Origin of the sequence: Nostoc sp. UHCC 0252, from assembly GCF_034931145.1 — a bacterium.
Lineage (GTDB): Bacteria > Cyanobacteriota > Cyanobacteriia > Cyanobacteriales > Nostocaceae > Nostoc.
Genome location: NZ_JAYGHE010000008.1, coordinates 112122 through 136433 on the forward strand (window position 1 = coordinate 112122; position 24312 = coordinate 136433).

Sequence of the window (24312 nt, forward strand, 5' to 3'; positions counted from 1 at the left end):
CATAAGTAGGCTTTACAACCATAAATCTTAGAGTTGTTAACTTCAATACACCACTAGTTCAACATTTCTGACAAATTGCCATCTCAACACTGTAAAAACGAAGTAGTATTTTATACTGAAAATTTCAGATTGCTATAGTTAAGGGCGATCGCTCGAAAATTGACCGAAAGTATTTATTTTATTAAATTTAATGATTTTATGCAATTAAGTGCTTGTTTGTTCATAGATAAGGGAATTTCAATCCAGAACTCAGTTCCTTGCCCAGGTTCTGATATGCATCTTAGTGTCCCTCCATGTTTCTCAACTATAATCTGATAGCTAATTGATAAACCTAATCCCGTACCCTTACCGACTGGCTTAGTTGTGAAAAATGGATCGAATAGCCGTTCCTTAACTGCTTGTGTTATTCCTGAACCATTATCAGCAATTCTGATTACACAGTTCGTTTCGATGACTTCTGTAGTAATTGTAATTTTATTAGGATTAGAATGAATTTCTGCGATCGCGCGTTTACTATCATAGTTATCGAGCGCATCAATTGCATTACTGATAATATTCATGAATACTTGATTGAGTTGGCCAGCGTAGCAATCTATTAAAGGTAAATCTCCATAATTTTTCACTACTTTGATCCCAGGATGATCGACACTATCTTTGAAGCGACTTTGTAAAATCAGTAAAGTACTATCTAGTCCTTGGTGAATATCAACTCTTTTCTTCTCCGCCTCATCAAGACGAGAGAAATTCCGCAGAGACAAGACAATTTCTGAGATCCTTTCGGCTCCTACTTCCATCGAATTTAGGATTTTGGGCAAATCATCTAGTAAAAAATCTAACTCAATTTCCTTAATGTATTTTTGAATATCTGACACCGGATTGTCATAAAACTGCTGGTAAAGATACACAAGATTCAGCAAACACTGCGTATAATCCTTTGCATATTTCAAATTCCCGTAAATAAAATTAACCGGATTGTTAATTTCGTGAGCGACTCCTGCGACTAACTGCCCTAAACTGGACATTTTCTCAGCTTGGACTAATTGAGCTTGAGTTTGCTGTAGCTCCCGCAGGGATTTTTCCAATTTTTTAGACTGAGCCTCAGCAATTTCTGCCAAATTCTCTTTGATTTGTAGCGCGCTCCGTAGTTGTGCTCTTTGCTGTTTCAGCTCATTCGTTAACTTTTTAGCATCAGCCAAAGCAGTATTCTGAGATTGTAGTAGAAACAAGAAATCAACAATAGGGTCGTGAATTGCAAAATCTTTGAGTTTTATACCCAGAGGAGCCAGGCTAGTTGTATCTGTAATCCAGGGAGAACCTAAAAAAAATATCACTTCCTCCTCTGGTTGATACATCATCTGACCCTTGAGATGCATTCCATTGCGGAAAAACTCTAATATAAACAAAGCACGAGATTGTTTACTAATCGCATCAAAATCAACCAGAATTTTTGGACGATTGATCTGAAAATGCTGCTCAATCAATTTACCAACTAATGGTTCAGGACAGATGCGCCCGTATACATCACCAGCTTGTACAATTTCCCGATTACAGTTAAAGGCAAAGTGGAAAGGAAAAGCTTTCGCCAGCAACTCTGGCGAAAGTGTAAGGTGAGGAGGAGCCATGCTACTGCACTCAATTTGGTTTATAAATCACTAAAAATTCATCATGTTCAGCACCCTCATCTCGACTTTGGGTTTGGGTAATATGAACTTCTGTATCAAACCTGGTTCCCAATCCCTTGACTAGTCCAAGAATCATTGGCGTTAGCCCTTCTCTATCAGAGCGATAATGTAAGCTCAGAGAATTTTCTTCTATATCAGTACACTCAAATGATGGGGGTTGAAGTTTAGGAAAACTAACTCCTACACGAGCATGAAGATTATCAAGGTTTTCTAAAAACTCAGGGAGTTCATCTCCACTCATATCCATCAATTCGCCATAGCCTTCTTGAGCGGTGTACTGAACCCAAAATTCCCCAAAGGCTTGCATAATCTCTGAGGAAGATAAACCGAGAATAGCACTAGCAGCTTTTACCAGCTTGTGGGTAATGTCATCAGGATAGCCTTCCATACTGAGGAAAACATCTACATCCACCTCTGCTTTCTGCTTGATTGTTTTCCAAGTATCTTCGCCAAAGCGACTGCACACCATGTCTTGAATCGCCTTGTTCACTAATCCGTACATGGAAGCCTCCTCTTGCTGCACCTAATTTTACTTTGTGAATTTGCCCAAGACTCGAAAACTAACTTCTTAAAAGGCTTAATTTAAATGACAAAAATTTCTGTAATCAAATCTTAAAATGTTTTATTACAGCTTTAAAAACCGAAAAAAGTAGGGAAAACTGTTTGTATTCTAATGCTACAAATACTTGTTATTACAACCGTATTTTCACTTATTCCTTTAACCCAGTTAGTTTTGAGGTTTTGTAGTAAGGATTAAAGTCCTTACTACGAACTTCTTTACCCATCAATTTCAGCTTGACAGATTAACTACAGAGATTCATCAAAAGGCAGCCATGAATCAGGATATAAACTATATTTAGAGATTTGACGCTGAATACCGTTAAAAAACTGGAGACGCGCATCCATAGCTTCTATAATAGCCAGTTTGATCTTGATATCTTCTTCATTCATAGTAATCTGAGGTTCAATCACTGCTGCTAGCTTTGCTGCATGACTATCATCCACATCAATATGAACTTCAAAAAAGATCAGCGATTCTTTGGGTAAAGGAGTAGCGCCAACAATTCCTTTGTACAGTTGCGTGTACAGTGAGCTAACAATCCCTTCGGAAGCATAACAGACGGCACCAAGTGCAGCTAAATAGCCGTACTTGTGTGGCATCTGCAAGTAAGTTTCAATAAGGGCGCGAGTTTCAGGTGCAGTGGGTAGTGATGCTAGAGTTTCGTCGTGGATACCAAGTGCGCGGGTAAATTGACGAAATAATTCTGGGTGAGACTGAGTTATATCTCCCTGTCCCATTTCGTCAAATAGATTTTCCAAGATAACTAACTGACTGGTTTCATCTTGGCAGCAAGACAAGATGCTAGCCAAAATACGATTAAATTCTTTGGAGAATTTGTACATCTGGACAGCTAGTACCTGTACGTCTGGTAAAAATAAATTTCCAGCCTGACAGCGCATTAGAAACTCATGATTCCATAGAGGATGATTAATCGTTATTTCACGGAAGGAATTTCTAACTAAAGAAGATGTCTGTGTCATCGTGATATTTGTAGGGCTAGATGCAGAGGTTGGTCAAGTAAAGGGCTAAAAAATGATTCATCTATTGCGATATGTTCTGGAGTCACACGCAATTCCTGTAAGGTTGGCATCGTATTGAAGCCAGCAATTTTAAGAGCATTAAAGTAATCCTCAAGAGTTTTGTGAATCAATTGCACATTTAGCCAGGAGCCATCTCGTTTCCAAATACGACCAGGAAACTGTTGATCACGCTTGCTGAAGTAACCTGTGCCCTCAACTTGAAAATAAAACGGATATGCTGCCTCGCGCATATATGGAAAAGATGGATGAGGAACACTAAATACAAATCGACCACCCGGACGAAGAATGCGTGCAACTTCTGCCATACATTCTTGGGTCTGAGCAATTGTCAAATAATTAAATAGAAACACTGCAACAACTAAGTCAATTTCGCCATCATCAAACTGCTTGAGATTGGTAGCACATCCGACTTGATAGCTAATACCCAGCGAATCTTCTATTTCTTGCAGTTTTGCTGCTGCAATCATGCTTTCGGAAAGGTCTATTCCATTTACCCATGCAGCACCACGTCGGCTTAATTCTCGACTGCAATAACCTTCGCCACAACCTATATCAAGTACTCGCAACCCAGCAACAGGCTGACAAAGCTCTAGTACAAAAGGGCGGGCTGTAAAGTCTGATAGAGAAGTAGGTTCTCCTCTAATCCACTCTGATGCTGTGCGATTATATAAGTTTTTAGTTGAGTTTTTGTGATTCACATTTGACATTTGCTACTAGTTTTTTATACTTTATTTATGCTTGCTGAATTTAGTCCGTTCGGACAAAAATGCCTGGATATATATCATTTAATAATGAATCTATTTTACTGATAAGGTTGATTTTACCGATTTTTCCTTGTTTGTAAATTTCGTGTTTCAGAGCTAGGCTTTTCAAAGAATTAGCTACCCTGGAAATTACCATCTTGTTGGTTTCTTTAAATATAAATAGTTAAACAATATTTAACTTCATGAAGTTACCTTGTTACTTAGTTAGCAAAAGTTTTACATATAAATAGTTTGACTATTTAAGTTTAAACTTCATCTATGCTTTATTAAATAAGTTAAAATTAACCTTTTTAATCAAGGCAGCTAAGACAAATAAAACAGTATATTTTACGAAGTATAAAGAGGATAACCTTGTTAATTTGTAATAGCCAGATTCGTTTTAAAAACGAAATGGCTTTGGATGCATAAGTTATTTAGCTAATTTAGAATAATGTTGGAAGAAATGATGCTAGAAGAACTGTTAGCAGAATCACCAGTGCGCGATCGCTTACAATACGAACGTGCCATCGCATTTTCTGAGCTTGGCGATCGCCTCTTTGATGAGCTTGCTGATAAAATTGCTACAAGGCGACGGTACCGACTACTGTTTGAACACAAATTAAAGCCTGAGCTATTCCAGCAAATCCGAATTGCTGCTGCGGGTTATATTTCAGCGTGTCTGAATAGTCCCATCATTCTTTCAGAAGCTGAAATGCTTGAAAGACTAATGAAGGCAAGAAATACATTGCCCAACTACACTGGTACTGGTCTTTTAATGCCCAAGCGAGAACATACTTTGGCATTTAACCTCTTTCAAAAAAGTGTTGCAGAGGCTTTCTACCAACTAGGAGCAAATGACCTGATTGATGCAGTGGATTTACCAGTCAATCTCCGCATGGTCTACGGCAAAACTGACGCCAAGAAGTTGGGTTTGCCCTTCGCTAGCTCAAAGTGCCATAGCGATGTCTGGGCAGGTGTTGCTGCCGATGCAACTGTAGTAGTTCTGCCACTATTTGGCGACATCGATAATATAACCATCGAAGCGGGTGAAATGCCCCGTGAGATGGAACTACAAGCTATGCAGGTGATGTCAGACTTTGATGAAGGTCGGGATATTCCGATGGTTGTCTCCTACACGGAAGCACAACTACAACACGGCACAATGTACTTTAATGATGCCCGTGGATTGCATCAAACAGTAAGAAGGAAAACTGAAGGCCTGAGAATTTCAGTAGATTTCCGATTCCGTCGAAAATTTAATGAAGCTTACCGGGCGATGGTAGCACCTAGTATTGGTGGTATTGAAGAAGATATGAGTGTGCCCTACGAAGACTGGCTGAAGGTTGGTAAGGAAACGCTAATTGTGTTTGATGAAACTGTTGAACAGACTAAGAATAAACAGAATCCTAATGCTCCAGTTCCACTTTATACTCGAGGTTATCGCCTTTTAAATATGTTCAATTGTTGATTTGCAAAAATTCGAGCGATAAAAAAGAGGTCTTTACTGACCTCTTACCAATTCTCTAAAATAATGTTTTATCTACAGTAATTACGACAAGCCAGCATTAGTACCTTGCTTACCAGTTGCCAGTTCTACCTTGATGATTGTACCGCCTGCTTTTTGAATGCGTTGCTGTTCACGGAACCAGTTCTCATAAGGAACTAATTTAGTAAAGTAAGTATTTTGGAGTTCGCGTTGGGTACGAATTCTGGTTTGGCTAGGAACTAGAGCAGTAATTTTAAAAAAACGGGACATGTTTTGAAAATCTCCTGTAAACTTTGTGAAAACTTTTTTATCTCAAAATCTTGAGTGCAAATCTTTTAATTATTCAAAGGCTGGAAATCAAACATCAATACTAGACCACCAACACTCATCAGTGATAATTTACCAAGATAAGCAATATAACGTTCTAGCACTCACAGTTGATTTCCAGACCTTAATAAAGTCGCACCTAAATTTTTAAGCGCAAACTAGTTCTTAGCTTAAGCCAGAAGAGATATAGTCTAGGTAAACACCCATTTCCTTACCAGCATCAGAACCAACCAAGCTAGCGGTTACTTCCTTGATTGCTTGGATAGCTTGCACGGTAGCACCAACGGGAACTCCTAAAGAGTTGTAGGTTTCCTTCAAGCCATTTAATACACGCTCATCCAAAATGGAAGGATCGCCAGCTAACATAGCGTAGGTGGCATAGCGGAGGTAGTAGTCCAAATCACGGATGCAAGCTGCATAGCGGCGGGTGGTGTACATGTTGCCGCCGGGACGGGTGATGTCAGAGTATAGCAAAGATTTTGCTACAGCTTCTTTAACGATCGCAGCAGCGTTAGCGCTGATGGTGCTAGCAGCACGTACCCGCAGTTCGCCAGTGGCAAAGTAGCCTTTTAGCTTTTGTAAAGCAGAAGAGTCTAGGTATTTACCTTGAACGTCTGCGGAGTTAATGACAGCGGTAATTGCGTCTTGAGCCATGTTATTAATTCCTTATTTCCAACCGTATTGCAATACTTCTGTTTCAGTAGAGAAACAGCGTCACCTTATAGCAGGGCACCAACTAAGTAGTCGAAGTAAGTACCAGCTTCAGCAGCGTCATCACCAGACATCAATGTAGTAGCTACATTCTTCAGTCCACGGATACCTTCAGCAACACCATCGATAGGAGTTCCTAAGGACTTGTACATTTCGCGGACACCGATAACACCAATTTCTTCGATTGGGGTAACATCACCAGCAACGATACCGTAAGTAACGAGGCGGAGGTAATAATCGAGGTCACGCAGACAAGTAGCGGTCAATTCTTGACCGTAAGCGTTACCACCAGGAGACACAACATCAGGACGCTTTTGGAACAGTTGGTCGCCAGCTTGCTTAACCAGACGTTCGCGGTTTTCTGTCAAAACTTGAGCAATCCGCACACGGCGCTCACCAGTAGCAACAAAGGATTTGATCCGATCCAATTCACCAGGGCTGAGGTAGCGAGCTTCTGCGTCAGCATTCACGATAGCTTTCGTGACGATACTCATTAATGGATTCCTCCAATACGAATGAAACCAGGATTTGATTAAACTGGTACGACTTTAATTCGGTTCACTGAGTTTGTTTTCTCGTTCTTTTAGATACAACAGTTTAATAACTGTTACGGCTAATTAATTACGAGTTTTCTTGAGTCAATACAAGAACACAAGCTTTGAAACTCAGTTACCTTCCGCAAAACATTTTCCGGCATTCTGTTGAGCATTTATGACTGCTCTTAATACTTTGTAATATTCCTTTTCAGAATTTCCGGTTTTAGCCGTAATCTGAGAGCAATATTACGAAAGGTTACGAAGGGGGCTGGGGACTAGGGAAGAGTTTTCCCAATACCCAATCCCTAATCCCCATTCCCTATTAGCTATTACCTATTGGTAAACGGTTGTAAGGTACAACATCTTCACCGAAGTAGCGGCTATATTCTGGACTTTCGACTATTGCTTCTACAGCAGCCGACAAACCACTATTAGCTAGCAGATTGTGATACTGGCGAATTTCTTCCTGATCTGCGGGTGTACGCCCCAACAAGTGGCGGAAGAGGAACTCAATCACCTTGGCATGAGGATAAGGTGATAAGAAGCGCTGGCGATAGATTTCGGAACTAGCTAGTTCACGTACAAACTCCTGGACGGAAATTTCACCATTCTGGAGTTTGCCCTCTAAGTCAGTACGGCGGAAACTATCAGGCACTTCACCGCTAAATACATCCAAAACTTGACAGTAAATGGCGTTGATTGCCTGTTGTCTTTCAGCTTGGTTTGTGTTTTCAGTTAGACGGTAAATGCGTGCATGTTTACGCACAGCCACTTCCAGTTGTCCGCTACCATCGTTGTAGGAACGACCCAGTTCAGCAAATGAGGGCTTACCATTTGTTTGCGCTGCTATATCTGCGATCGCTTGGGTCAAAAGCGGCGTATCGTTGCTAACTCCTACACGCTGTTGCACTGGCTTAAAGCTCGGTACAACTACGTCATCGTTTTGCTTGGTAAGCTGGTTGTACAGCTTCTCTGTATTCGGGAAGTTTGCCGCAGGTAGAGTCGGGAAGCGACGGTAAGGCACCGTATCTTCACCAAATACTTGGTTATATTCCACACTATTTACCAAGGCAGCAATAAAGGCACGAATACCTTGAGTAGCCAAAATCTGGTTATACTTGCGGATTTCTGCTTGGTCTAATGGCGCACGTCCCAAGAAGTGTTTGGTTCCCAACTCAATCACTTTGGTGTTGGGGTAAGGTGTGTAGAATTCTTTTAGGTAGAGGTTAGAATAACCCAAACCTTCAATAAATTCCTTCACACTAATTTCGCCGTTACCCAGCTTGCTTTCCCACGCCGTAAATTCATTTTTGGCGATGTATGGTGCAATATCCCGCTCAAAAATCTGACGATATGCAGCACTAATCAACGTTTGTACTGCAACTTTGTCACTGGTATTCGCCACCAGCTTGAAGATTTTGGTTTGTTCGCGTTGCTTGCTGACACCTTGGTTAACGCGGAACTGAACATCTGGTTCTGACCGTTTTTCTGTGACTGTACCTAGTGTCACAAAGCTCGGCGTTACTTCCTTCTGAACTTTCGCCGCAACATCTTCACGAATGCTACCAACGCGCAATTGTCGTCCTGATACACCACCAGGAGTCAGATACCGTTCGTAAGGAATTGTATCTTCACCAAATGCTTCAGTGTATTCTAGGCTGTCAATGATGGCATCAACTACGGCGTAAAAGCCTTGTTTGGCAGCAATGTCAAAGTACTTGTTGAGTTCTTGACGACCATAAGTCGGACGACCCAACAAGCGGCGGTGAATATACTCGATCGCTTTACAAACATAGAGCGATGTCCAGTACAGATTGCGGAATACATCCGACTTAGCCAAAGCACGGATAAACTCCCGTACAGAGATGTCGCCGTTTTCCAGCTTGATTTCCAATACCTTCGGGCGCTGACCTTCATAAAGATCGCGACCGAAAACTTGCAGGTAAGCAGCTTTAATCAGTGCTTGCGTAGAGCTTTCGGAGAATCTGACGCTAGAACCTTTGGCTGCCTTTCTACCAATAGTACCTGGCAGTTGATCTAACTTGAACACCTTTGGCCCAAGAGTACCAGGAGCTTCACCCCGCGCTTTGGGATTACTATTCTGGTTATTAATCCCTGCTCCTTGGTGAATTAGGATGCGCTTAGTATCCTTCCCAAAAGGAGCCGGACTGGTGCTGGGGTTGCGAGTTTCTTTCGGGAAAATCGCCCCAAACTGAATTTCCAAGGGATCATTCCCAGAACCATAGGGATGTTGGTCTGGGAGTGGTTGTTCGTAAGCAGCAAATGTGGTTATAAACTGAGGTATCTTGCGGAAAGGCGCACTGTAGTTAAACAGGTCTTGCTGCGGCCCCCAGTTGCGACATTCTTGTGCTTCTTGACCAAGACCACGGAGGTAAGGTACTGTCTCTTCGCCAAAATAGTCGCTGTATTCAGCAGAATCTACTAAGGCATTTACTAAGGCTGGTAGACCACCGTTAGAAACAATCGAGAAGTATTTTTGTACTTCTTCGCGGCTACTTGGCCCCCGTCCCAAAATGTGACGGAAAGCTAGTTCAATGACTCGGCTGTTAATAAAAGGCTGGTAAAACTGTTTTTGGTAAAGGGGAGATTTAGCTAGACGACGAACAAACTCCTTCATGGAGATGTCGCCATTTTTCACCTTGGATTCTAGGTCAGATATGGACAAGTTATAAGCACGGGTAATATCGCGCTCAAAGATTTGCCGATATGCAGCCTTAATTACCTCATTTTTTTCGCTACTTGATAACCCAGTTTTCATCACAAACTTGGGACGCCGTTCTGCCGCATTAAAGTAAATTTGCGGCAGTTCCAACCCTTGCTGGTCGCTAGAGGGGCGTTGGCGAACTTTAGTTGAAGGTGTGGCTGCTTTGAATTCTGTTAGCAAAACATCCATGTACTGAGACACAATTTCTGTAGCCTCAGCATCTTTGCGGAAAAAGGAAAGCGCTCCGGCTTTGATTTCTTGCAAAGCTACCAGCGTTGCTTCACCAGAGCAGGCATTTTCGATTATTTCCCGCAAACCCCTTGTGTTCACCGCTATGATGTTGGGGTCGCCAGCAACGATCGCATAAGTAGCGTAGCGCAAGAACCAGGATAAATCCCGCAAGCTCTTGGCCATGTTGCTTGGGCCATATCGAGCAATGTTAATTGGTCTGAAACCCGGAGGTGTCGGGCCACTGGGGGATGAGTTAAATATTGATCGTAAATTTTCTAGGAACCCGCCACGACTTTCAACGTAGGTTACAGTTCCCAGTTGCATCCCTTGCTGAACATTAGCACCAGCACTAACAGGTACTACTTCTACTTCTCTGGGCTTTTCTAAAAAAGCCATTGGCGAACCACCGACAAAAATCCGGTTGGCAGCGCGAGATACAATAATCTCGGCATTATCCGTCAGCGTCTGGGAAATTTCTAGACGCTTTGCACCAGATGCAAAATAGCTTGCCAGTTCATTTAATTCACCACTTCCCAAAAAGCGGTCTTGCTGCTCGGCTTGGGTAATTGTCGCTACAGCTAGGGTTTGATATAGTTGCGGACGCGCAACTGAGCTTCCACCACTTGCCTTAACACTCATCGGATTTGTAAAACTCCCATCATAATCATTTATGTGTTAAGTCTGGATCGCTTTGAGGCTTGACACATCGGTGCGTCTGTGCTTTATAAGCTTGAGAGTAGTGCCTGCAAAACTGCCAGTAAATTAACCCGGTTAGCTTTTAGATTAGAACGTTTTGCGTTCTCAAAGCTGGTTTATTAAGAACTGTGTAGAACCTGTAGCTTAGATACATCCAGTCTTAAGAGTACATACTCTTCTTTGGCTGAGACAAAATCTAAGTTTTGTAACTAAGAAATAGGTTAGGCATGGTCTACTGATGCCGAAAACCTCTATTTTGATGTTTGTGGCTGTGTCCACCCTATTGATTATTACAACTTATACAAAATTTTAGTTGAAATCAAATTGCCTATGGCAGTGTCAGTGGACAGTAGTCATTAGTCGATGTTAAGTTGTTTTTGCTACTAGCAGCTAGATATTCATAAATAATGCCGACGGGAAATAATTCTTAAATCCTGTTGAATTAAGCTTTAGCTATCAACATTCTATATAGGGAAAATACTATGAGTAAAAGTTGTAAATTTAACTATTTATTCAATGCTACACTGTCTGCGATCGCACTTATTTTGGCCGTCACTCCTGCAAATGCCCTTCCAGAGCAAAATATCAGCACCGTTGTGAAGTGGGCAAAGACCAGACCTTTACTACCAACTCTGAGATACAACAGCGAAGCCCACGGCTACGACGGTACAAAAGGAAATTTATACTTTTATACTGATGTCACTTCTCAAAATGGGACAGTGACTAAAGAAGGCATAACCGTTAGTGGTGATAAACGCCTCAAGTTCACCACAAAAAATGCCAATGCGGTGAAACTGTTACAAAATATTTATAATCCTAATATTGCCAATGACTTCCAAAAGTCTCGGTATATCAGCAAAGTTGGGCGTGACCAGTATTATCGCGGGCAAAAGTTTGCTTACATTACTGCTGAGGTGCAGGGTGGGTCTGCATTGCAGATAATTCCCTTGAATAAGTTGCAAGAGTTTATAGATAATGCCAAGTATTGCCAAACCAATCAATGCGACATTTAATTAATTCGTAATTCGTAATTTTTGAGTTTAATTTTTCTTCTTTTACGAGACGCTACGTGTAGCTTGCTTCCCCAAAGGGGTACGTCTATACCTGGCGTTTTTTGTCGGGGTCTAAATTTACTGATTTAACAATCTTTAATTACGAATTATGAATAATTTTAATTAACCTTGTAGCCCCAACTCACAGCGCAAATCAAACTCTGATTGGTTGTAAATCATTGGTGCGATCGCAAAAGACAATATGATATAGCAGTTGTCCGTTGCTAACACGTACAAACTAAATGTTAGCAGTAAGTAGGTCAGCAGTTATAATCAATATAAAACTTCAAGGTTAAAGATATTATGAATTTAACTGTAAAAACTTTTCCTAATAATACTGTACCCAAGTTAAATTATGATGTGCTGATTGAAAATAAACCAGATGGTGGAGTTAGTGCGACAGTGCTAGGCTTGCCAGATTTTAAAAGCTCTGGTGTGACTAAAGAAGAAGCGCTAGAGAAACTAATTCAACTTTTACAAGAGCGAAAGCCAGAAATAGTAACTTTGGAAATTGAATCTCCCCAAACCGAACATCCTTGGATGAAATTTGCAGGAATGCACAAAGATAATCCTCTTTTTACTGAAGTTCTGGAATACATAGAAGCTGAACGGAGTCAAATTGATTTGGACAATGAGACAAAGTAAGTATTATGTGGATATTAGATACAGATCATCTGTCGTTCTTTCAAAATAGTCATCCACTAGTTACACAAGGCATAAGACAGCAGAAACCTGAAAATTTAGCCATTACAGTGATTACATTCGAGGAAAAAGTTAAAGGATGGCTGAATGTTATCAATAAATATAACAATCAAGCTCCTAAATATGACAAATTAATATGGGGATACAAGGGATTATGGGATGAAATAGAATATTTCAAAAATATAAAATTACTTGAATTTGATGCTAAAGCTTGTAATGTTTATGCTGAATTAGTTAAACAAAAAATTCGCGTTGGTACTCAAGATTTACGCATTGCGGCAATTACGCTGTCAGTGGATGGGATTTTAGTAACCCGCAACCGGAAGGATTTTGAGAAAGTTCCTAATTTGCGTTTAGAAGATTGGACTATATCTTGATTTGTCTCAAGGCTAAATTAGACTATGTGTGTATTTTTTTAATTACATCCAATATTTCTTGAAGTGTAAAGTAAATATAGTAAAATATTGGAAATCCATTAATTTCTATAGTACCGTATTTGCGATGCAAGCGACCATTTACATCATTATAAGAAAGTGATCTAGGTTGAAGTTCATTACCACGGTAATCTGGAGCAAGATATGCTAGCTTAATCGGAGTACATTTTTCATCAAAACTGATGCTCCATTTAATTTTTAAATTTAATTTACCATCAGAATCACGTTCTAAATCATCGAAAAAGTTTTTATAAAAATAACTTATTTCAATCTTTTGGAAATCTGTTTCTGTAATGATTTGTGAATAACATAATTGAGTTTTATTCACACTAGGATATATCTTTTGGAAAAAACCATCTACTTGCTGAGATATGTAATATTCTATAGCTATTTTTTGCTCTTTATGATCATCTTGATATTTTTTGGCTGACTTTGGATGCAATCGTTTATTTTTGTAAAATTCTAACGGTACATCTTTATAATCAATTATTCTGATAGATGTGCGTTCATTCAAATTATTATCTCCTATTGCATTGTCAGTTTCTAAAATTAAATCAGGGCGGATAAAACGACGTAAAGATGAACTTCTATCGCGTTTTTCAAGCTGATTATATCTATATCTAGAGTGTGAGTAGACAAATGTTCGCTCATTTATAGGACTTACGCAAGAACTCTCTGAAACCCTCTTACCTTCGTGTCCTTTGCGTCCTTTGCGGTTCGTTTTTCCATAATTTTGCGTAAGTCCTGATTTAAATCAAATTCAATACAAAGTAGTTCATCCCATTCAAGCTTTTCTGTAACATTATCCAAATTTCTAGGTATGTTTGAGGTTTTCGAGTAAACCCATTGATTACCATCTCCACCATTGGCTTTGCGGTTTCCAACTCGATTTTTTTCTTCTTCTTCTCTTTTTGAGTTGTCATATCCTTTCAAAGTTATGTCAGTATCTACATAGCAAATTTTTTCGATGTATTTTTTAAAAAAATATGTGTTGCACATATCTTCCCAAATTAGGGAAAAACCATGCACTCCCCAGAATTCACCATCACCTTGCTCAGGATTTATCTCACCGTAGAGGAATGTTTCAATAGCTTCGTAAAGTCCCCAATAGTCAGCATCCTTGTAGTAAGTATTTTTATCTATCTTATCTAGCACTTCTTTTAGAATACTAATAGTCTCTTCAAAGGTATCTTCGCTAAAAATAGATTGGTTACTAGTTAGATAATCTTCTTTAAAACGTTGGGCAAGAAAGTGTATATCTTGAGTACGTGCTTTAATGTTATCTGGTACATCACTATTTAACTGCTCTATAATCTCATCTAGAATATAGCAATACAGATTTACAAGATCAGTGCTTTCATAGCGTACTGTCGAAAGCGGCAGATCCATTGCATCAACATAGATTACATCGTTGTTTGAATTGTCTTTTAGATAAATAGCGCGATCTAGATACTTGTGAATCTGAGAATATTTGATGTCTTCACTACGTTTAACTTTCTTTTGAATTGAATTTATCGCAAGCTCATCGTAGGCTTCCAAAACTCGCTCAATCATTTTAATCTTACTGTAGAGTACACAAATATCTCCTTCCTCTGTTTGCATCTTGACTCCACCAGATGAAAGAGTTGTTTGATCCTGCTGCTGTTGAAAATCAGGTTTATTGATGTTGAATCTTGTGTTATCTAAATTATCATGCTCAAATTTGCGAAAGGTGCGATACATTTTGAAAAATAAATTTCGTACCGCATCGAAGTCACCCTCTGGGAAATTATCAAAGCCATTTGGCAGACAAAACTCAAAATTATCTTCCAATTTAGACTTACGAATACCAATAAAAAAATCGTTGGTATTTTTGACTATATTAAGACTGGAAAAGTCAAACATGGCTCGTTCAACATAGAGGCTAGCTTTTCAAATTTAAATTGTAATAGCAAAATTAATCAGGACGGTTCATTATATTCTTGATAAAATCATTATGTAGTTTAGTAAAATCTCCAAAAGTTACTAGATATCTTTTGTTACGTCCAGAAGATCCACCAGTGGCTTTTTATCACGATTAAACACACTGTCCCACAGAAAAAACATTAGTTTATTCTGTATTTGTTCAGCAGTTACAGGCTGTTTGATAAAATAATACCCGATTTGCTTGTCTTCAATTCCTCGAATCGAGGCATGATGGCTTTTGATAAATTTATTAAGGTTATTAATAAGCTTTTTCCATTCATTTTCATCTAAAACTCCTCCTTCTCCATACGTCGCAGTATCAGGCTTACTCTCATCCCAGTTCACAAATTCCCAATCCCAACGACGTTTGAATGCACTGTCTATGAAATAAATTGAGTTATCAGAAGTATTCATAGTAGCCAGAATAGAAAGATTAGGCGGAATTCTGATAATCTTATTTACTAAATCAAATCTTAAAAATTCAATTTTCTTTTGTAATTACTCTAACGTAGGAACTCCTGCGTAAGGTTGTAATCTGTAGTCATTAATATTTCCTTTTTGATCGTAACCAAAATTTGTTCCTATCAATTCTAATAGCTTTAAAAATTCAATAGCAGTTAGATTAATACCGTAACTTGACCAACCATCTTCATCTCTATCTAAAAGCTGAAAAACAGTACCAAATATAGCTGAGGAGTTACCTCTATTTATTTCATCAATCACAAGAGCAACATTTTTCGGTTGGCTCAGTTGTTTACCTTGTGTATCATAGGCTTCCTTAATGTTCTTATAAGCTTGAGAGAGTGCTTTTAAAAAATGTCCTTCATAATAGTTGTATTCTACTTTTCCTGAGCTTATCGTGATGGGTACTAATTTACCCATAAAATCCCCATAGGTATATTCTGGGTGAAAAACTGTTTTAATAATGTTTTCAGGATAAATAGATTCATTTATACCTAAGTATTTAGGGATAATCTCGGAAACAATCCTGTGGCTTTTGCCAGTTCCCGGACTCCCGAAGAGAATTTTATGAATAGGTTTATTCATTAGTGCTGACATTTGATAAGCAACCAGTTGTTAACACTGGATATAAAATTTATACAAAAAACCACCTTAACTCAACTTCCTGTAAACGGGTGGTAAAACTTCTTGCCTGTGAGCGACAAATATTCGCTAAACTCAGAAATGCTGCGTTATTCCTCATCATGTCCGATTCCCAAACTGTTAGTGCTGCTGTTGCCAAACTCTACAATACCTATCCCTTTCCGCCGGAAGCCCTGTTGGATGAACCACCTCCAGGCTATAACTGGCGCTGGAATTGGCTAGCCGCTCATAACTTCTGCACAGGTCAAAAACCCCAAAAGCAAGATATTCGGATTTTAGATGCAGGTTGCGGTACTGGTGTGGGTACAGAGTACCTAGTTCACCTCAATCCTCAAGCTTCTGTTGTGGGAATTGATCTCAGTACTGGTGCTTTAGCTGTAGCAAAAGAACGTTGTCAGCGTTCAGGGGCTACTCGCGTAGAATTTCATCACCTCAGCTTGTTTGATGTGGAACAGTTACCGGGTGAATTTGATTTAATCAACTGTGTTGGCGTTTTGCATCATACCTCCGATCCAATTCGCGGTATTCAAGCTTTGGCGCAAAAGTTAGCCCCAGGCGGCTTAATGCACATTTTTGTGTATGGAGAGTTGGGACGCTGGGAAATTCAACTCATGCAAAAAGCGATCGCACTTCTGCAAGGTGACAAAAAAGGCGACTACCGCGATGGTGTCCAAGTCGGACGACAAATATTTGCCTCATTACCAGAAAATAACCGAATTGTCAAATACGATAAACAGCGTTGGTCATTAGAAAATCACAAAGATGAAAACTTTGCGGATATGTACGTTCATCCCCAAGAAATTGACTACAACATTGAGACGCTGTTTGAATTAATAGATGCTTCGGGATTAGAGTTTATTGGTTTCTCGAATCCGAGTTTCTGGGATTTGGAGAGACTTTTAGGCAAAGCACCAGAGTTAGTTGAACGGGCAAAAGGATTGAGCGATCGCCAGCTTTATCGCCTGATAGAATTACTAGATCCAGAAGTAACTCATTACGAGTTTTTCCTTGGCCGTCCTCCCTTAGCAAAAACTGACTGGTCAGACGACAAAGCTTTATTAGCAGCGATTCCCGAACTTAATCCTTGTATTGAAGGATTTCCCAGTCAATGCTTTTTTAACTACAATTACCAAATTGTTAATTTATCTGAACCAGAGTTTGAATTTATGCAAAAGTGTGATGCAAATTCAACGGTTGCAGAGATTTTGGCTGATGTGCAACTGGGATTAGATGAAGTAAGACAACTTCTTCAGCAGCAACTGATATTATTAACACCTACTTAATCGCACTCCAATTGCACGCTGGCTTAATAAAAGCAATTTATACTTATCGGGAGGAGCGATCGCCCATCACCACTTTTGGCAAATTAATGTAAATTAGGAAAGTGCCCAAGAAACAGGGTATCGTACATCTTAAAAGTTGGAGTCTTCTGGAATTTAGCAGTGGTGCGATCTTTAATGACTTGCCGCTACTCTACAATTTCTGATTTGCGGTACGTTCATACGCTCCTCAAGCACCAGTTAATTTTATTGACACCAACTTACTTCAAACTTTGGAGGAAAATTATTCACTCAAAAAACTGGAATTGGAAGAAACTTTGAATTTTCAGGCGACATTTATTGATTATTCAGCCATACGCTCTCTCACATCATCAGCCGCTCTCTCGCTTCTGTGAGCGCGATTTTACTGACTGTGTAACGTTGCCAAGAAGTTAATTGTTTTTTCCTAAAGTATTGTTACCGGATCGTGATATGATTCAGCTGACTGAATGTGCAGTCATCATATTTAACTGTACTGGTTTCAAGTACCGTGAGCTTGTCAGACGAATCAATTGCGCCCACTCCGACAACGCAACAAGATGCTAAAACTGGTTCTGAAGATACAGAATCAGGTAACTCTATGCAAGAGTTCCATCAACTCTTCCAGCGATTGTTGTTAATCACGCTTGTCTTGACGGGGGTTATTTTTATCTCTGTGTGGATTTTTTATTCCTTAAACATTGCCCTAAATTATTTAATTGGGGCGTGTACAGGTGTGGTTTACTTAAAAATGTTGGCTAGAGACGTTGAGCAGCTTGGTAGTGAAAAAACCAGTCTGAGCAAAACTCGTTTTGCTCTGTTTATTGGAGTGATGATCGTGGCAACTCAATGGCGTGAGCTACAGATTCTGCCCATTTTTTTGGGATTTCTAACTTACAAAGCCACGCTCTTCGTCTATATGGTGCAAATTGCGTTCATTCCTGATTCTTAAAAAGTCAGGCTCACAAAGATAGTAATCCCATCCTCGCTCGTTGGGGAAAATGCTTGAAGAATGCAAATGCTTAGTGTCTTAAACGCCTTTAATTCTTTTCCCCTCGCCGCATTAGAAGTAGGTCATCATTTCTACTGGCAGTTGGGCAATCTTAAAATTCATGGGCAAGTTTTTCTCACCTCATGGTTTGTGATTAGTATTCTAGTAGTGGCTTCAATAGCTGCTACTCGAAACGCACAAAGAATTCCCAAGGGCATCCAGAATTTGATGGAATATGCCTTAGAATTTATTCGTGATTTGGCAAAAAACCAACTTGGTGAGAAAGAGTACCGCCCTTGGGTGCCATTTATTGGCACATTGTTCTTGTTTATTTTCGTATCGAACTGGTCAGGCGCACTAATTCCCTGGAAGCTCATCAAGCTACCTTCGGGCGAATTGGCAGCTCCCACCAATGACATCAATACGACTGTTGCATTGGCATTGCTAACTTCCTTAGCGTACTTTTATGCAGGTTTTAGCAAGCGGGGTTTAGGCTACTTTAAGAAATATATAGAGCCAACACCCGTTTTGTTGCCGATCGCAATTCTTGAAGATTTCACCAAGCCCCTCTCCCTAAGCTTCCGGCTATTTGGTAATATTTTGGCGGATGAATTGGTAGTCGCGGTTTTGGTGCTGCTAGTTCCTCTATTTGTACCTCTGCCTGTAATGGCGTTGGGTTTATTTACCAGTGCCATTCAAGCTCTGGTTTTCGCCACCCTCGCCGGAGCATACATTCATGAGGCAATGGAGGGGCATGGTGGAGATGAGCATGAGGAGCATTAAACTTCTCAGTTGATAGCACAGTTTCAAGAGCATATTCGCTCAAAACATCGCAAAGCGCGATCAAAGAACTCATGTGCAGCGTGAAAACCACGTTTCTAATCGTTAACGTACTTTTGTTAGTTTTGTAATCAAAGCAAGGAAAATCAACATGGATCCATTAGTTCAGGCTGCTTCAGTTCTCGCTGCTGCTTTAGCGATTGGTTTAGCTGCAATTGGCCCTGGTATTGGTCAAGGTAACGCTGCTGGACAAGCAGTAGAAGGTATTGCTCGTCAACCTGAAGCAGAAGGAAAAATTCGCGGTACTCTGCTATTAACCTTGGCATTCATGGAATCCTTGACTATCTATGGTCTGGTAATTGCCTTGGTATTGCTGTTTGCTAACCCCTTCGGTTAATACCTGAAAATTTTTGCGAGTGTGGAGACGTGAATCATCACGCCTCTACAATCAAAACCTTTTGGGTATTCTCAATAGTTATAATGTTCAGTTGACCCTTGTTGGCTATGGGTCTCTAAAATATGAAAGGTTGGATGATGTTGCTAGCCATGAAAACTGCTACTCCAGCCAAAGAGGAGACAAATGTTTGATTTCGATGCTACCTTGCCCTTCATGGCATTGCAATTCCTGCTATTAGCAGCTTTGTTGAATGCAATTTTCTATAAGCCACTGACCAAGGTACTAGACGATCGCGATAGTTACATCCGAACGAATACCCTTGAGGCGAAAGAAAGCTTGGCTAAAGCCGAGCGCTTGGCTACTGAATATGAGCAGCAACTAGCAGACGCTCGCAGACAATCGCAAGCTACTGTAGAAGCCGCTCAACTTGAAGCTAAGAAAATTACTGCCGAAAAAATTGCTGAAGCCCAAAAGGAAGCTCAGTCTCAACGAGAACAAGCTTCTGTTGAAATAGAACAACAAAAGCAAGAAGCTTTTCGTACCTTAGAGCAACAAGTTGATGCTCTAAGTAGGCAGATTCTAGAAAAACTATTGGGGCCAACTCCAGTTAGATAAGCTAACGAGATTGGTTCTGTGTAAAGCATACGCGCAACTGGCCCCTAGTCCAGAGCGCAAAATTTAAGTGTCAAAAAAGGCACTTTTTCCCTTCTTGGGAAAGATACTTAATTTCCTGACAGGGAAAAGATACTTAAATTTCCTTCCCTTGGGAAAAATACAACGTATTAGCAAGCGAGCAGCGCACTTGTAAATGGGTATCATGGGGACATTCTTATTACTTGCCGCAGAAGCGAACGCTGTTCACTCTGAATTGGCAGAAGGCGCAGGAGAAGGTGGTTTCGGTCTAAACCTAGACATTTTTGAAACCAATCTGATCAATCTAGCGATTCTGGTTGGCATACTATTCTACTTCGGACGTAAAGTTTTAAGCAATATCCTGAACGAGCGACAATCCAATATTGCCACCGCAATTCAGGAAGCAGAAGGGCGCTTAAAAGAGGCAAAGACAGCCCTTTCCCAAGCGCAAGAGCAGTTGAAGCAGTCTCAAGCAGAAGCAGAACGTATCCGCCAATCGTCCGTAGAAAATGCTCAAAAAGCGAAAGAAGCCTTGTTAGCGAAAGCAGCGCAAGACGTAGAACGCTTGAAACAAACAGCAGCAGCAGATTTAAATTCCGAAACCGACCGAGCGATCGCTCAACTACGGCAACGAGTTGCTACACTAGCATTGCAAAAAGTCGAATCGCAACTCAAAGGCGGGATTGCCGACGATGCTCAACAAAGTTTAATTGATCGTAGCATCGCACAACTGGGAGGCAATGTATGACAAGTCAGGTAGCGGCAGCCGAAGTAGCCCAACCTTACGCACAGGCACTTTTGTCAATAGCGCAATCGAAAAATTTGACAGAAGAGTTCGGGGAAGATGCGCGTACTTTCCTGGGACTGCTTAGAGCAGACAAACAGCTACACAACTTCTTCAGCAACCCGTTTATTCAGGCTGAGAACAAAAAAGCTCTCATCAAACAAATACTTGGTGAAGGCTCTAACCCCTACTTACGCAACTTTTTGTTGATATTAGTAGACAAACGCCGCATTGCATTCTTGGAATCTATTTTTCAACAATATCTGGCGCTGTTGCGGCAGCTGAATCAAACCGTATTAGCGGAAGTAATTTCAGCCGTTCCCCTCACAGAAGCTCAACAGCAGGCAATAACAGAAAAAGTGATTGCCATCAGTAATGCTCGCCAGGTAGAACTAGAAACCAAGGTAGACAGTGAGTTAATTGGTGGTGTGATCATTAAAGTAGGTTCGCAGGTAATTGATGCCAGTATCCGGGGTCAACTGCGTCGCCTTTCATTGCGCTTAACTAATAGCTAGAAGGTTAGGAGTTAGAGAGACGCGATTATACTCTTACGAGAAGCCGCTCTACGAGCGTCTACGCGTCTGTACAGGAGTTAGAAGTTAGGAGTTAGGTAAATAGTAATTTATTTTGACTTTTAACTTGTAATTTTTGCATTTTTAACTCATCACTCCTAACTCTTAACTCCTAACTGAATTAATTTTTCCGTCTCGAAAGCAAACAAGATAGACACATGAGCATATCAATTAGACCTGACGAAATTAGCAGCATTATCCAACAACAAATCGAGCAATACGATCAAGAGGTCAAAGTTGCTAACGTTGGTACTGTCCTACAAGTAGGTGACGGTATTGCCCGGATCTATGGTCTGGAAAAGGCTATGGCTGGGGAACTCTTAGAATTTGAAGATGGCACAGTTGGCATCGCCCAGAACTTAGAAGAAGACAACGTGGGCGCGGTGTTGATGGGTGAAGGGCTGGAAATTCAAGAAGGTAGCTCTGTAACCGCTACTGGTAGAATTGCTCAAGTACCCGTAGGAGAAGCCTTAATTGGACGAGTTGTAAACGCTTTGGGTCTTCCCATCGATGGTAAAGGAGATATCAAGTCTTCAGAAAGCCGTTTGATTGAATCTCCAGCGCCAGGTATCATTGCCCGTCGGTCTGTACACGAACCCATGCAAACGGGTATTACAGCTATTGACTCAATGATTCCTATCGGTCGTGGTCAACGGGAATTGATTATTGGCGATCGCCAAACCGGTAAAACTGCGATCGCGATCGACACCATCATCAACCAAAAAGAAGAAGATGTAGTTTGTGTCTACGTTGCGATCGGTCAAAAGGCTTCCACCGTAGCTAACGTGGTGCAGACATTGCAAGAAAAAGGCGCGATGGATTACACCGTCGTTGTCTTTGCTAGTGCCAGTGAACCAGCAACACTACAATACCTAGCTCCTTACACAGGCGCAACTATTGCTGAGTACTTTATGTACAAAGGCAAAGCTACCCTAGTAATTTACGACGATCTCTCCAAGCAAGCCCAAGCTTATCGCCAAATGTCCCTGCTGCTACGTCGCCCACCCGGACGCGAAGCTTATCCTGGAGATGTATTCTACATTCACTCTCGTTTGTTAGAAAGAGCCGCCAAGCTAAGTGATGAATTAGGTAAAGGCAGCATGACCGCCCTGCCAATCATCGAAACCCAAGCTGGTGACGTTTCAGCATACATCCCCACAAACGTAATTTCCATTACCGATGGTCAGATATTCCTGTCTTCTGACTTGTTCAACGCTGGTATCCGTCCAGCTGTGAACCCCGGTATTTCTGTATCCCGCGTGGGTTCTGCGGCGCAAACCAAGGCAATGAAAAAAGTTGCCGGTAAAATTAAATTGGAACTAGCCCAATTTGACGACTTGCAAGCCTTCGCTCAATTTGCTTCTGACTTAGATAAAGCCACTCAAGACCAGTTGGCACGGGGTCAACGGTTACGCGAACTTCTCAAGCAGCCACAAAATTCGCCACTCTCAGTATATGAGCAAGTAGCAATTCTCTACGCTGGTATCAATGGTTACTTAGATGATGTACCTGTTGATAAAGTCACAACCTTTACCCAAGGTCTGCGGGAGTACTTAAAGACTGGTAAAACCCAGTATGCTGAAGGAGTAAAAGCCTCTAAAGCACTAGGTGAAGCAGAAGAAGCTGCCTTAAAAGAAGCACTCGCCGAATACAAGAAGACCTTCAAAGCAGCAGCGTAATTAAAGTGAGGAGTGAAGAGTTAAGAGTTAAAAGTTAATGAAATACTCCTAGCTCTTAACTCCTAACTCCTAGCTCCTAACTCCTAACTCAAGAATATGGCCAATCTAAAAGCAATACGCGATCGCATTCAGTCGGTCAAAAACACCAAAAAAATCACAGAAGCCATGCGTCTCGTAGCTGCGGCTAGAGTGCGCCGGGCGCAAGAACAAGTGCTAGCGACTCGCCCCTTTGCCGATCGCTTGGCACAAGTATTGTATGGTTTACAAAGCCGTTTGCGCTTTGAAGAAGCAAACCTGCCACTGCTGAAAAAAAGAGAAGTTAAGTCAGTCGGACTATTGGTAATTTCAGGCGATCGCGGTTTATGCGGCGGCTACAATAATAACGTTATCCGTCGAGCAGAAAACCGCGCCAAGGAAATCAAGGCAGAAGGTTTAAACTATCAATTTGTACTCGTCGGACGCAAAGCTACACAGTACTTTCAACGTCGCGATCAGCCAATTGATGCCACCTATAGCGGCTTAGAGCAAATTCCCACCGCAGCCGAAGCCAATCAGATTGCCGATCAACTACTTTCCTTGTTCCTTTCGGAAGAAGTAGACCGCATCGAATTAATCTACACTAGGTTCCTTTCCTTGGTTAGCTCCCGTCCTGTAATCCAAACCTTACTGCCCCTCGATCCGCAAGGACTAGAAGCAGGCGATGACGAAATTTTCCGCTTGACAACCCGTGGCGGTAAATTTGAAGTCGAACGGGAGAAAGTGGCTAGCCAAGCCCGTCCTTTGGCTCCTGACATGATTTTCGAGCAAGATCCAGTACAGATCCTCGATTCTCTGTTGCCCCTGTATCTTAGTAACCAGTTATTGAGGGCGCTGCAAGAATCTGCGGCTAGTGAACTAGCAGCGCGGATGACAGCTATGAGTAATGCTAGTGAAAATGCGGGCGAATTGATTAATACCCTCACACTGTCTTACAACAAAGCTCGACAAGCTGCCATTACCCAAGAACTCCTAGAAGTTGTAGGTGGTGCTGAAGCACTAACTTAGAAAAATATTTGTTGTGGATTATGGCAAATAGCCAATTGCTAATGGTTTTAAAATTAGCGATTGGCTATTTTGACTAAGGGGAGCCATATATTCTGACTTTGATAATTACGAATTACGAATTACAAATTACGAATTCAAGAATCGCGTATTATAATTGAA

The 24312-nt window shown here is 40.9% G+C and carries 25 protein-coding genes; 13 read left to right on the plus strand and 12 right to left on the minus strand.

Annotated features, from left to right (window positions below):
- Nucleotides 1-173: 173 nt before the first annotated feature.
- From VB732_RS07760 to VB732_RS07775, 4 genes are all read right to left on the minus strand, one after another.
- Nucleotides 174-1622: a sensor histidine kinase gene (locus tag VB732_RS07760; RefSeq protein ID WP_323230236.1), complete on the minus strand. Its 1449-nt coding sequence runs from the start codon at nt 1620-1622 to the stop codon at nt 174-176.
- 10 nt (nt 1623-1632) lie between these two features.
- Entirely contained in the window at nt 1633-2184 is a 552-nt protein-coding gene (locus VB732_RS07765) for a heme NO-binding domain-containing protein (protein WP_323230237.1), read from the minus strand.
- Between the two features lie 305 nt (nt 2185-2489).
- Complete coding sequence (locus tag VB732_RS07770; RefSeq protein ID WP_323230238.1) at nt 2490-3224, minus strand: iron-containing redox enzyme family protein; 735 nt, start codon at nt 3222-3224, stop codon at nt 2490-2492.
- Nucleotides 3221-3991, minus strand: a complete 771-nt coding sequence (locus tag VB732_RS07775) for a class I SAM-dependent methyltransferase (RefSeq protein ID WP_323230239.1) — start codon at nt 3989-3991, stop codon at nt 3221-3223. Before VB732_RS07775 ends, VB732_RS07770 begins: the two co-directional genes overlap by 4 nt.
- Nucleotides 3992-4478: 487 nt before the next feature.
- Between VB732_RS07775 and VB732_RS07780 the strand changes: the two genes are divergently transcribed.
- A complete protein-coding gene (locus VB732_RS07780) occupies nt 4479-5495 on the plus strand; it encodes a hypothetical protein (protein WP_323230240.1) in 1017 nt (338 codons plus the stop codon).
- An 81-nt stretch (nt 5496-5576) separates the two neighbouring features.
- Here the strand turns inward: VB732_RS07780 and VB732_RS07785 are convergent, their stop codons facing one another.
- The 4 genes from VB732_RS07785 to VB732_RS07800 form a co-directional block, all read right to left on the minus strand.
- Entirely contained in the window at nt 5577-5783 is a 207-nt protein-coding gene (locus tag VB732_RS07785; protein ID WP_190911850.1) for a phycobilisome linker polypeptide, read from the minus strand.
- Nucleotides 5784-6005: 222 nt separating this feature from the next.
- Nucleotides 6006-6494, minus strand: a complete 489-nt coding sequence (gene apcB / locus VB732_RS07790) for an allophycocyanin subunit beta (protein ID WP_100899351.1) — start codon at nt 6492-6494, stop codon at nt 6006-6008.
- A gap of 65 nt (nt 6495-6559) precedes the next feature.
- Nucleotides 6560-7045: an allophycocyanin subunit alpha gene (gene apcA, locus VB732_RS07795; RefSeq protein ID WP_190911849.1), complete on the minus strand. Its 486-nt coding sequence runs from the start codon at nt 7043-7045 to the stop codon at nt 6560-6562.
- Between the two features lie 364 nt (nt 7046-7409).
- On the minus strand, nt 7410-10682 hold the full coding sequence (locus VB732_RS07800; protein WP_323230241.1) for a phycobilisome rod-core linker polypeptide: 3273 nt from the start codon (nt 10680-10682) through the stop codon (nt 7410-7412).
- A 539-nt stretch (nt 10683-11221) separates the two neighbouring features.
- Here VB732_RS07800 and VB732_RS07805 point away from each other — a divergent pair.
- The 3 genes from VB732_RS07805 (at nt 11222) to VB732_RS07815 (ending at nt 12870) form a co-directional block, all read left to right on the plus strand.
- Nucleotides 11222-11752: a hypothetical protein gene (locus VB732_RS07805; protein WP_323230242.1), complete on the plus strand. Its 531-nt coding sequence runs from the start codon at nt 11222-11224 to the stop codon at nt 11750-11752.
- Between the two features lie 342 nt (nt 11753-12094).
- Entirely contained in the window at nt 12095-12436 is a 342-nt protein-coding gene (locus VB732_RS07810) for a hypothetical protein (RefSeq protein ID WP_323230243.1), read from the plus strand.
- Between the two features lie 5 nt (nt 12437-12441).
- A complete protein-coding gene (locus VB732_RS07815) occupies nt 12442-12870 on the plus strand; it encodes a type II toxin-antitoxin system VapC family toxin (protein WP_323230244.1) in 429 nt (142 codons plus the stop codon).
- Nucleotides 12871-12892: 22 nt separating this feature from the next.
- On the opposite strand, the gene VB732_RS07820 is transcribed toward VB732_RS07815, so the two are convergent.
- From VB732_RS07820 to VB732_RS07835, 4 genes are all read right to left on the minus strand, one after another.
- Nucleotides 12893-13441, minus strand: a complete 549-nt coding sequence (locus VB732_RS07820; RefSeq protein WP_323230245.1) for a hypothetical protein — start codon at nt 13439-13441, stop codon at nt 12893-12895.
- Between the two features lie 146 nt (nt 13442-13587).
- Nucleotides 13588-14811: an LlaJI family restriction endonuclease gene (locus tag VB732_RS07825; RefSeq protein WP_323230246.1), complete on the minus strand. Its 1224-nt coding sequence runs from the start codon at nt 14809-14811 to the stop codon at nt 13588-13590.
- A 120-nt stretch (nt 14812-14931) separates the two neighbouring features.
- Nucleotides 14932-15285, minus strand: a complete 354-nt coding sequence (locus VB732_RS07830) for a hypothetical protein (RefSeq protein ID WP_323230247.1) — start codon at nt 15283-15285, stop codon at nt 14932-14934.
- Between the two features lie 84 nt (nt 15286-15369).
- Entirely contained in the window at nt 15370-15918 is a 549-nt protein-coding gene (locus VB732_RS07835) for a hypothetical protein (RefSeq protein WP_323230249.1), read from the minus strand.
- A 158-nt stretch (nt 15919-16076) separates the two neighbouring features.
- Between VB732_RS07835 and VB732_RS07840 the strand changes: the two genes are divergently transcribed.
- From VB732_RS07840 to VB732_RS07880, 9 genes are all read left to right on the plus strand, one after another.
- Nucleotides 16077-17258 carry a class I SAM-dependent methyltransferase gene (locus VB732_RS07840; protein ID WP_323230276.1) on the plus strand — a complete coding sequence of 394 codons (1182 nt, stop codon included), beginning with the start codon at nt 16077-16079 and terminating at the stop codon, nt 17256-17258.
- A gap of 526 nt (nt 17259-17784) precedes the next feature.
- Entirely contained in the window at nt 17785-18225 is a 441-nt protein-coding gene (locus tag VB732_RS07845) for an ATP synthase subunit I (protein WP_251960290.1), read from the plus strand.
- A 60-nt stretch (nt 18226-18285) separates the two neighbouring features.
- Nucleotides 18286-19047, plus strand: coding sequence for a F0F1 ATP synthase subunit A (gene atpB, locus VB732_RS07850; RefSeq protein ID WP_229493374.1), 762 nt, complete (start codon nt 18286-18288; stop codon nt 19045-19047).
- A 148-nt stretch (nt 19048-19195) separates the two neighbouring features.
- The gene (gene atpE / locus VB732_RS07855; protein ID WP_012411162.1) at nt 19196-19441 is read left to right on the plus strand and encodes an ATP synthase F0 subunit C; all 246 of its coding nucleotides are present in this window, start codon (nt 19196-19198) and stop codon (nt 19439-19441) included.
- A gap of 183 nt (nt 19442-19624) precedes the next feature.
- Nucleotides 19625-20056: a F0F1 ATP synthase subunit B' gene (locus tag VB732_RS07860; RefSeq protein ID WP_100899338.1), complete on the plus strand. Its 432-nt coding sequence runs from the start codon at nt 19625-19627 to the stop codon at nt 20054-20056.
- Nucleotides 20057-20249: 193 nt separating this feature from the next.
- Nucleotides 20250-20822 (plus strand): F0F1 ATP synthase subunit B, encoded by a 573-nt coding sequence (locus VB732_RS07865; RefSeq protein WP_323230250.1) that lies wholly within the window; start codon nt 20250-20252, stop codon nt 20820-20822.
- The gene (gene atpH / locus VB732_RS07870) at nt 20819-21373 is read left to right on the plus strand and encodes an ATP synthase F1 subunit delta (protein ID WP_163936145.1); all 555 of its coding nucleotides are present in this window, start codon (nt 20819-20821) and stop codon (nt 21371-21373) included. The genes VB732_RS07865 and atpH overlap by 4 nt, the downstream gene beginning before the upstream one ends.
- Nucleotides 21374-21588: 215 nt before the next feature.
- Nucleotides 21589-23109: a F0F1 ATP synthase subunit alpha gene (gene atpA, locus VB732_RS07875; protein ID WP_323230251.1), complete on the plus strand. Its 1521-nt coding sequence runs from the start codon at nt 21589-21591 to the stop codon at nt 23107-23109.
- A 96-nt stretch (nt 23110-23205) separates the two neighbouring features.
- Nucleotides 23206-24153, plus strand: a complete 948-nt coding sequence (locus VB732_RS07880; protein ID WP_323230252.1) for a F0F1 ATP synthase subunit gamma — start codon at nt 23206-23208, stop codon at nt 24151-24153.
- Nucleotides 24154-24312 lie beyond the last annotated feature (159 nt).

Bases quoted from the DNA above. Each gene is read 5' to 3' on its own strand.
- VB732_RS07760 (WP_323230236.1), bottom strand. From the start codon at position 1,622: ATGGCTCCTCCTCACCTTACACTTTCGCCAGAGTTGCTGGCGAAAGCT.
- VB732_RS07765 (WP_323230237.1), bottom strand. From the start codon at position 2,184: ATGTACGGATTAGTGAACAAGGCGATTCAAGACATGGTGTGCAGTCGC.
- VB732_RS07770 (WP_323230238.1), bottom strand. From the start codon at position 3,224: ATGACACAGACATCTTCTTTAGTTAGAAATTCCTTCCGTGAAATAACG.
- VB732_RS07775 (WP_323230239.1), bottom strand. From the start codon at position 3,991: ATGTCAAATGTGAATCACAAAAACTCAACTAAAAACTTATATAATCGC.
- VB732_RS07780 (WP_323230240.1), top strand. From the start codon at position 4,479: ATGTTGGAAGAAATGATGCTAGAAGAACTGTTAGCAGAATCACCAGTG.
- VB732_RS07785 (WP_190911850.1), bottom strand. From the start codon at position 5,783: ATGTCCCGTTTTTTTAAAATTACTGCTCTAGTTCCTAGCCAAACCAGA.
- apcB (WP_100899351.1), bottom strand. From the start codon at position 6,494: ATGGCTCAAGACGCAATTACCGCTGTCATTAACTCCGCAGACGTTCAA.
- apcA (WP_190911849.1), bottom strand. From the start codon at position 7,045: ATGAGTATCGTCACGAAAGCTATCGTGAATGCTGACGCAGAAGCTCGC.
- VB732_RS07800 (WP_323230241.1), bottom strand. From the start codon at position 10,682: ATGAGTGTTAAGGCAAGTGGTGGAAGCTCAGTTGCGCGTCCGCAACTA.
- VB732_RS07805 (WP_323230242.1), top strand. From the start codon at position 11,222: ATGAGTAAAAGTTGTAAATTTAACTATTTATTCAATGCTACACTGTCT.
- VB732_RS07810 (WP_323230243.1), top strand. From the start codon at position 12,095: ATGAATTTAACTGTAAAAACTTTTCCTAATAATACTGTACCCAAGTTA.
- VB732_RS07815 (WP_323230244.1), top strand. From the start codon at position 12,442: ATGTGGATATTAGATACAGATCATCTGTCGTTCTTTCAAAATAGTCAT.
- VB732_RS07825 (WP_323230246.1), bottom strand. From the start codon at position 14,811: ATGTTTGACTTTTCCAGTCTTAATATAGTCAAAAATACCAACGATTTT.
- VB732_RS07830 (WP_323230247.1), bottom strand. From the start codon at position 15,285: ATGAATACTTCTGATAACTCAATTTATTTCATAGACAGTGCATTCAAA.
- VB732_RS07835 (WP_323230249.1), bottom strand. From the start codon at position 15,918: ATGAATAAACCTATTCATAAAATTCTCTTCGGGAGTCCGGGAACTGGC.
- VB732_RS07840 (WP_323230276.1), top strand. From the start codon at position 16,077: ATGTCCGATTCCCAAACTGTTAGTGCTGCTGTTGCCAAACTCTACAAT.
- atpB (WP_229493374.1), top strand. From the start codon at position 18,286: ATGCAAATGCTTAGTGTCTTAAACGCCTTTAATTCTTTTCCCCTCGCC.
- atpE (WP_012411162.1), top strand. From the start codon at position 19,196: ATGGATCCATTAGTTCAGGCTGCTTCAGTTCTCGCTGCTGCTTTAGCG.
- VB732_RS07860 (WP_100899338.1), top strand. From the start codon at position 19,625: ATGTTTGATTTCGATGCTACCTTGCCCTTCATGGCATTGCAATTCCTG.
- VB732_RS07865 (WP_323230250.1), top strand. From the start codon at position 20,250: ATGGGTATCATGGGGACATTCTTATTACTTGCCGCAGAAGCGAACGCT.
- atpH (WP_163936145.1), top strand. From the start codon at position 20,819: ATGACAAGTCAGGTAGCGGCAGCCGAAGTAGCCCAACCTTACGCACAG.
- atpA (WP_323230251.1), top strand. From the start codon at position 21,589: ATGAGCATATCAATTAGACCTGACGAAATTAGCAGCATTATCCAACAA.
- VB732_RS07880 (WP_323230252.1), top strand. From the start codon at position 23,206: ATGGCCAATCTAAAAGCAATACGCGATCGCATTCAGTCGGTCAAAAAC.